This is a genomic window from Streptomyces sp. MB09-02B, assembly GCF_033794485.1.
In the GTDB taxonomy this organism is placed as follows: domain Bacteria; phylum Actinomycetota; class Actinomycetes; order Streptomycetales; family Streptomycetaceae; genus Streptomyces.
Genome location: NZ_JARGEE010000740.1, coordinates 1 through 2,337, shown reverse-complemented (window position 1 = coordinate 2,337; position 2,337 = coordinate 1). Strand labels below are relative to the sequence as shown.

1 protein-coding gene is annotated in these 2,337 nt (G+C 77.3%); it reads left to right on the top strand.

Translation table 11 applies throughout. From position 1 onward, the window contains the following. Positions 1 to 318 precede the first annotated feature (318 nt). On the top strand, positions 319 to 2,337 hold a 2,019-nt coding region (locus tag P1P70_RS43515), incomplete at its 3' end, for an acyltransferase domain-containing protein (RefSeq protein ID WP_319247879.1).

Genomic DNA, 2,337 nt, shown 5'->3' with positions numbered 1-2,337 from the left:
TGCCGGGCCCGTTGGAGCCCGGGGCGGGAAGATGGAAGGCGGTCCGGCCGGTAGCGCCGGTCCCATCGGCGAGGGCGTCGTGCGGGCGGCCAGCGGGGAGGTGGGTGAGGCCCGCGGGCGGCGTGTCACGGTCGGTGGCCAGGACGGGGGCCCGACGGTCGAGAGGGGTGCGGGTGGGGGCGAGGGAGTACGCGACGTCGGGCCGCCGTCCTGGCCACCGACCGTGACACGCTGCTCGCGGGCCTCACCGCGCTCGCCGAGGGCCGCCCGCACGACGCGCTCGCCGAGGGGACCGCCGTCACCGGCAGGACCGCCTTCGTGCTGCCCGGCCAGGGCTCGCAGTGGCTCGGCATGGCGCGTGAACTCCTCGACAGCGAGCCCGTGTTCGCCGAGAGCGCCCGTGCCTGCGCCGCCGCCGTGCGGGAACTCGTCGACTGGGACGTCCTCGGCGTCCTGCGCGGCGAACCGGGGGACGTCGACCCGGACCGCATCGACGTCGTCCAGCCCGTCCTGTTCACCGTCATGGTCTCGCTGGCGCGGACCTGGCAGGCGTACGGCGTCGAGCCCGACGCCGTGACCGGCCACTCGCAGGGCGAGATCGCCGCCGCCCACCTCGCCGGAGGCCTCTCCCTCCAGGACGCGGTCCGCGTCGTCGTCCTGCGCAGCCGCGCCCTGCGCACCCTGACCGTGCGCGGCGGCATGGCCTCCGTGCTGCTGCCCGAGGACCAGGTCCGCGACCGGCTCACCCCGTGGGCCGACCGGTTGTGGATCGCCGCCGTCAACGGTCCCGCCTCCGTCGCCCTCACCGGCGACCCCGACGCCTGCGACGCGTTCGTGGCGGCCTGCGCCGCCGACGGTGTGCAGGCCCGGCGCATCCCCGGCGCCGGCAGCCCAGGCCACTCCCCGCACGTCGAGGCGCTGCGGGAGCGGCTGACGGCCGACCTCGCGGACCTCGAACCCCGCAGCGGTGAGGTGCCGTTCTACTCGACCGTCACCGGCGGCCCCTTCGACACCGCCGGGCTCGACGCCGCCTACTGGTGCCGCAACATGCGCGAGCCCGTCCGCTTCGAGTCGGCCGTCCGGGCCCTGCTCGCCGACGGCCACCGCCTGTACGTGGAGCCGAGCCCGCACCCCGTCCTCGTCGGCTCCCTCCAGCAGTGCGCCGAGGCCGACGACCATGAGGTCACCGTCACCGGCACCCTGCGCCGCGGCGAGGGCGGCACCGGCCGCCTGCGCACCGCCCTCGCGCAGGCCTGGGCCGGTGGCGCGCCCGTCGACTGGCCGCGCGTGTTCACCGGCACGGCCGCCCACCGCGTCGACCTGCCCACCTACGCCTTCCAGCGCACCCGGCACTGGCCCGACGGCCCCCGTCGCGGCGCCGACGTCACCTCGGCCGGTCTGGGCCCGCTGCGGCACCCGCTGCTGGGCGCGCTCGTGCGGCTCGCCGACGACGACGGTGCCGTGCTCACCGGGCGGATCGCCCCGCACGACCACCCCTGGCTCACCGGCTACCGCATCGGCGACCGGGCGGTCCTGCCCGGCACCGCCTTCGTCGAACTCGCCGTCCTCGCCGGCGACCAGGTCGGCTGCGGCCGGATCGAGGAACTCACGCTGCACACCCCGCTGATGCTGCCGTCGGACGGCGCCGTCGGCCTCCAGATCAGGATCGGCGCCGACACGGGAGGCCGCCGTACCCTCGCCGTCCACGCCTCCACGGCCGACCCCGGCACGGCCGGCCCGTGGACCCTGCACGCATCCGGCACCCTCGTCCCCGAAACCGGCCCACGCGTCGGCCCGACCGAGGGCGCCGCGGCCGAGGGCGCCGCGGCCGGCGGCAGGGTCCCGCACCTGACGGCCTGGCCACCGCCCGGCGCCACGCCCGTACCGGTCGAGGGCCTGTACGAGCGCCTCGCCTCCGACGGGTTCTCCTACGGCCCCGGGCGCCGCCTGCTCACCGCGCTGTGGCGCACCGGCGACGACGTGTACGCCGAGGTGGCGCTGCCCGACGGACAGCACGGCGAGGCCGGCCGCTTCGGTCTGCACCCGGCCCTCTCCGAAGCCTCACTGCACGCCCTGTACGCCCTCGGGGACGCCCAGGAGGCCGCCGTCCCGTTCTCCTGGTCCGGCGTCGAACTGCACGCCACCGGTGCCCCCCGGCTCCGGCTGCGGCTGACCCGTACCGGCGAACGCACCGTCGCCCTGCTGCTCGCCGACGCCACCGGCGCCCCGGTGGCCGTCGCCGACTCCCTGCTGCTGCGCCCCGCCGACCCGGCCGGACTGCTCACCGCGCCCCCGGCCGAACGCCTCGACCTCGTGGAGCCCGCCCCAGCCCCTGTT